Genomic DNA, 6,393 nt, shown 5'->3' with positions numbered 1-6,393 from the left:
TCGGTCGGTGTCGCTTAATTTAATGTGTCTTTTTTCCATAACTTGATTTATTAGAAATCTAAGTTGCAAAATTTAAAACTATTTAGTTAACAGTGTATTTAAAGTATTAGTGCATAAAGATTTATTAGAAAATGAAATGGTATATCTCATTTCGACTATATCTGATTATATTGAAAAGATTATTGAATCCATTGAGGAAGATAAATTAAAATTTGATAAACAAATAAGTGGGAATATGCTTTGTTTAGCTTATAATCACAGTATAAAATTAGCCGATTTAACGGACAAGTTTAGACAAGATTATGGAGGTACTCATGTCCAAAAATTTGATAAAGAAAAGTTTATTTAAAATTGTGAATATTTCAATAAAACTCCCAACAGGCAGAGTTTTCAGTAAGTTTGGCCGAATATTCATTCAACCAGTAGGTCAATCGTTCTTTGAACAGCACTACATTTTAAACCCGCCCACAATAATACAAATCAATTTTGAAAATATTTTTATTAGTATGCTTGCATAACAATTTAAAAATTCTTTATATTTGTAACAGTATGCACGCATACCATTTTTAACGATAATATTCAATTCAAAATACCATGACAGCAACCGAAAACAAAGCATCGATAAAAGGTGGCGAATTTTTGATAAAAGACGTAGAAGCTCACCAAATTTTTATTCCAGAAGAGTTTACAGAGGAGCAACAAATGATTGCCACCACTTGCCGTGATTTCTTGAGAACAGAAGTTCACCCACATCTCAACGAAATTGATGCGGCTAAATCTCCAGAATTGATGTCGTCTTTGATGACAAAGGCTGGTGAATTAGGTCTTTTGGGCGTAGCCGTACCAGAAGAATATGGCGGCTTTGGAATGAATTTTAATACTTCAATGCTGGTTGCTGAGGCTTTAGGAACAGGTCATTCGTTCTCAGTTGCTCAATCTGCCCATACCGGAATCGGTACTTTGCCCATTGTTTATTATGGAAATGAGGCCCAAAAAGCAAAATATTTGCCACTTTTGGCTTCGGGCGAATGGAAAGCAGCTTATTGCTTAACAGAGCCAGATTCGGGGTCTGATGCTAATGCAGGAAAATCGAAAGCAGTTTTATCGGAAGATGGTAAAAACTATATCATCAACGGTCAAAAAATGTGGATTACCAATGCTGGTTTTGCAGAGCTATTTATTGTTTTTGCCAAAATTGATGACGACAAAACATTGTCTGCATTTATCGTTGAGAAGTCTTTTGGCGAATCGTCGCCTGGCGGAATCACGATGAATGAACCAGAGCATAAACTCGGCATTAAAGGTTCTGATACTCGTCAAGTTTTTTTTAACGATTGCCATGTGCCTGTCGAAAATTTGCTTTCAAGTCGTGGAAATGGATTTAAGATTGCCGTAAATATTCTAAATATCGGTCGTATAAAACTCGGTATTGCCGTGATTGGTGGCTCGAAAGGTTCGTTGGACTATGCCATTAAATATGCCAATGAGCGTAAGCAATTTGGTGTTTCGTTGGCAACTTTCGGAGCAATAAAATACAAATTAGCAGAAATGGCAACTCGTATTTTTGCATCAGAAACAGCCAATTATCGTGCAGGACAAAATATTGACGATGCCATTGAAGACCTTAAAGCACAGGGCATGAATGATGCCGAAGCAAAATTAAAGGCTTTAGAGCAATTTGCTATTGAATGTGCCATTATGAAAGTACATAGTTCGGAAGTTTTGGATTATGTAGTTGACGAAAGTTTGCAAGTTTATGGTGGAATGGGTTATTCGGCAGATGCTCCAATGGAGCGTTCTTATCGTGACGCACGTATCAACCGAATTTTTGAAGGTACCAATGAAATCAACCGTATGCTGATTGTAGATATGCTTCTGAAGCGTGCTTTGAAAGGCGAAATCGACTTGATGGGGCCAGCAATGGCTGTAGGTAAGGAAATTATGTCGATTCCAGATTTTAGTGCTTCTGACGACGAAACACTTTTTGCGGATGAGAAAAAGGTTTTGAAAAACATGAAAAAGGCAGCTTTGATGGTTTCGGGTGCGGCAGTTCAGAAATTTATGATGTCGCTTTCGAACGAACAAGAGATTTTGATGAATGTTGCTGACATGGCAATCGAAATTTATGTTGCTGAATCGACATTATTGAGAGTAGAAAAATTAATCGGAATCAAAGGAGAAGCGGCTTGTGAATTGCAAAAAGATATGGCATTAATTTATTTGAATGAAGCTGTAACTAAAGTAAATAACGCAGGACGTGAAGCAATTACATCTTTTGCCGAAGGAGACGAACTAAGAGTTATGCTCATGGGCTTGAAAAGATTTACGAAAATTGAACCAATGAACCTCAAAAATGCTCGTCGTCGAGTGGCTGATGCAATGATTGTGGAAAACAAATATATTTTTTAAGGGATAGGTTGAGATTTTTAAAAATGCTTAGAATCAACAAAAAAAAAACCAACAAACCGTCTTTCTGATTTGAGAGGCGGTTTTTATTTTACTTCAAGCTTGGTACAAATTGCCAAAAATCCGATACACCAATATATTTTTCGGTATTGATGGCTGTTGCTCCAACATAATAGCCCATGCCAATATAAACTTTTCCTGAAACAATTGCGGTAGAAACTTTGATGTTTCCACTTCCTGGATAAGTCGCAAAGTTGCTCCATTTATCTGTTTGGGTATCATATTGCCAAATATCCCTAAAGCCTTTTGCATCGGTTTTGCTTTGCCCAAGGCCGTAGTAGATTTTATCGTTGATTCCGAAAATTACCCCTTCGTAGCGGTCTTCGCCTGGAAAATCGGCTTTTCTTGTCCAAATATCCAAGTCGGTATTATATTGGTAAAACTCTTTGGTTTTGACTTTTTCATCTTGACTTTCTGAAACTAAATAACCATAATCTTTCTTATTTATTTTGGCTGAACTTGTGGCAAATCTTCCAACAAAATTGCCAGAGAAAGCTTTTCTCTTTTCATAAATTTGACCGTTATTTATATACCAAACTTGCTTATTATTATCATTTTCAAGAAAATAACCAGCATTATTTGCCATAAAACCAGTCAATATAACATTATTTACTACATCGCCCGTTTGATTATAATCTGACTGTAACCACCAATCTTTAATAAATTGAAAACCAGCAGGGTAGCTTTCATTGACAGAATAACCAGCACCAAGAAGTGTAAAATACCCAATAACTCCAAACCTGCCGACTGCGGCAAAAGGACCCAACAAAATAGGCGAATAACGAGGTATTCCTTCGGTTTTTCTTATAACCCAATAATTATTTTCTGGAACGTATTCCCCTGAAATGATTGTTTGGGCATCAAGGTTTCCAATTATATTTATATGACTAAAATTATCAATTTTCAGGTGGTCGTTTACGGTATCGGTTCTTGCCATTACACAAGTATAAAGGTTTTCTTGTTCAGTTTTTAGCACACCATTCGTAAATCTGCTATTTGATGGAGACACCAGTTTTTTCCACATCGGTGAGTTGGGTGTGTAAGTTGGGGCTGTTTCAGATGGCGTAGTTTTATCAATGAGTTCAACGCCGTTTTTTTGGCAGGAAACAGAAATGACGATTAAACAACTGATAGTCAATAAATTAAAGTTATTTTTCATAAAAAATCTTTTATTTCCAATCTGTGGGAGGTGTACATCCATAGCCTGGATATGTCGTTTGACAGTTTGTGTTTGGTCTGGTCGAAATTACGGCTGGAGGACTGAGGTCAACGCTCACATTATCTGAAAAACTCAAACTTGCAGGGTCGGCTTTCAAGCGTTTGGTGCTTACACCCGAAACCCCAAAAAAGCCAAGAGCAAAATCTTTGTCATTGGTCTCATTCACCACATTACCGATAATTGTCGAGGGTAATGGGTCAAAAATACTACCTGTGCGAGTTTTTTGTTCTTCATATTGTTGCCAAAAAAGATACGCCTCTTGAGAAATAGACATTTGTTTTACCTCAACATAATGTTGCGAAAGTGGGGCAGTTTCATCAATCGGAGAAAATTGAACTAACCGCTTCTTAATTTCTTTGCCGTTTATATATTTATCTGAAAAAATATTGGCGGCATCTTCTCGATTATAAGTCCAACACGAGCCAGCACAAGTACCATTTCCTCCTGTGGCACTACCACCTGTTGTTTTCAGCGATATAGAATAGCTTTTCCAACGATAATAATCTACCGAATTTTCGGGGTCTTTGGCATCTACATAAAAACGAACAAAATACTTAGTTTTGTCTGCATAAATAGTAGAAATTGCCGCAATACCTTTCATCAACTGGGGTTTTGTTACATATATTTTGCCGTCGGGTAGCTCAATTCGCAAGGAATAAGAGCGACCAATTTCACATTTATAATTAATATCTGTTTGATAAAGAGCTGGTTCATAAATATTTTGTCGAAAACGAACAGTAGCCCCTTTGTCATCTGTCAAAATTACTCTTGCACCATTTACAGCCAAGTTTGAGGTGATGATATTTCCAGAAACAAATTTTCCTGAATAACTCAATCTAAGATTATAGGGCGGAGCTTCATTTGTAATTTCTCCATCGACTACTAATTTAGGTTCTTCGTTTCGATAAGGTAGCTCTATCTGCTCTACACAAGATATTTGTAGCGTAATAGCAAGAAACAATAATATAAAATAGCGTTTCATTTTCTTAAAAGTTGTATGTTACAGATAGAGCAGGAATGATGTTTCCAAAAACAGATAAACGATACGAACGAATAGAGTTATTATAGCGTACGAAATAAATAGAGTAGGGGTTTCGACGACCGTAAATATTGTATAGAGAAAAAGCAAAGGTCTTATATCGTTTTTGGTCAGTGGTTTTTCGAGTATCTTTCAATAAAGCCATGTCGAGGCGATGATAATCTGAAATACGGTCGAGGTTTCGAGAAGAATAATCAATGACTGTTTTTCCAAGAAGGCGATAAGTTCGGTCGGGAAAAGTAGCAGGACGACCAGAAGCATAGACAAAATTGGCAGAAAAAGTCCAACCATTACTAATAAAATGTTGTATCGAAATAGCTAAATTATGCGGTTTATCGAAGGTTGAAGGAAACCATTGTCCACGATTTATTTGCTCAGTCGGGAAATCAGAAACTACCTGAGCCAATGTTCTTGAATATGTATAAGCCAAACTGCCTTTCAAACGACCCTTGTTTTTTTGAATACTTGTCTCAATGCCATAAGCGACACCTTTTGCTGCTAAAAGCTCAGTTTCAAGGTTTGGATTGAAGAATAATCTTGCTCCATTTTTATATTCTACCAAGTTTTGGATGTCTTTGTAGTAAGTTTCAATAGAGGTTTCATAAGTGTTTTCCTTGAAATTTTTGAAAACTCCGATAGCGATTTGGTCAGCGATTTGGGGTGGAATATGCGTATCAGAAACTTTCCAAAAATCAATGGGCGAAATAGCAGTAGTATTTGAAATCAAATGCACATATTGTCTCATTCGATGATAACTCAACTTAATAGCTGCCGTTTTAGAAAGAGAAAGTCGCATAGAAAGCCGTGGTTCAATGCCACCATATTTCCGAATCGCTTGATTCTTGGTAAATGAAATACTATCTTGAATGGTTTGAGTGGTTCGAGATTGAGCTTCGGCGTAATCATAAACCAATTTCGGCCCTAAATTCTGAAAAGTAGAATATCGAATTCCCGCCTGCAAACTTATTTTTGCATTGATAGTATAGTCAAAACTCAAATATGGAGAAACTTCACGAGCAAACTCATTGGGTAATTTTAAATGAATAATATTGGAAGTTACTTTATCAGGTTGCAAATCGCCCTGGTTAATATTATAATTGATTGCATTGAAGCCAATTTCAGCTTTTAGTTTTTCGTTGGGAGTAAAAAGTGCAAAGGCTCGTAATTCTGAATGCTTGATTCCTGAATTTAAAGTAAATTCATATTCATTCTTCAAACCTTGTGTTCCAAACCGATAGCCACAATAAACGCCTTGAAAATTTAGCGAAAGTTTATTGCTAATGTTGCTACTATACTGCACACTAAACGTCTGAGTTTTGCTGAAATAGAGTGTATCGTCAGCAAATTTGAAATTATCGTAACTACCATAACTATTGAGCGTCAAGATATTTTTAGCATTGATTTTATACTGAACTTTACCATTCCAATCATAGAAAAAAGCCTTGCTTCGGTCTGAAGGAGCAGGAAATTGCTTAATCATAAAATTAGGATAAGCGATTCTGCCTGCTACCATGAAGGTAATTTTGTTTTTCAGAATCGGGCCTTCAAGCACAACTTTGCTCGTAATTAGACCAATGCCTACCGAACCAGTGAGTTTTTCAGCATTTCCACTTTTCGTGTTCATTTCTAGTAAAGACGACAAACGCCCGCCATATTGAGCAGGAATACC

General features: G+C 36.5%; 4 protein-coding genes. 1 reads left to right on the top strand and 3 read right to left on the bottom strand.

The window, feature by feature from the left end; translation table 11 throughout:
- Positions 1 to 594: 594 nt before the first annotated feature.
- Positions 595 to 2,409 (top strand): acyl-CoA dehydrogenase family protein, encoded by a 1,815-nt coding sequence (locus tag ACH2CJ_RS03585; RefSeq protein ID WP_394990790.1) that lies wholly within the window; start codon positions 595 to 597, stop codon positions 2,407 to 2,409.
- An 88-nt stretch (positions 2,410 to 2,497) separates the two neighbouring features.
- Here ACH2CJ_RS03585 and ACH2CJ_RS03580 read toward each other — a convergent pair whose 3' ends face one another.
- The 3 genes from ACH2CJ_RS03580 to ACH2CJ_RS03570 all read right to left on the bottom strand — a co-directional run.
- Complete coding sequence (locus ACH2CJ_RS03580) at positions 2,498 to 3,625, bottom strand: hypothetical protein (protein WP_394990788.1); 1,128 nt, start codon at positions 3,623 to 3,625, stop codon at positions 2,498 to 2,500.
- Between the two features lie 10 nt (positions 3,626 to 3,635).
- On the bottom strand, positions 3,636 to 4,667 hold the full coding sequence (locus ACH2CJ_RS03575; RefSeq protein WP_394990787.1) for a DUF4249 domain-containing protein: 1,032 nt from the start codon (positions 4,665 to 4,667) through the stop codon (positions 3,636 to 3,638).
- Between the two features lie 4 nt (positions 4,668 to 4,671).
- A partial coding sequence (locus ACH2CJ_RS03570; RefSeq protein WP_394990786.1) for a TonB-dependent receptor plug domain-containing protein occupies positions 4,672 to 6,393 on the bottom strand: 1,722 nt, incomplete at its 5' end.

This window comes from Emticicia sp., assembly GCF_043780375.1.
Taxonomy (GTDB): domain Bacteria; phylum Bacteroidota; class Bacteroidia; order Cytophagales; family Spirosomataceae; genus Emticicia.
Note: the sequence above shows the minus strand (reverse complement) of the source record. Positions and strands in the feature narration are given on the sequence as shown.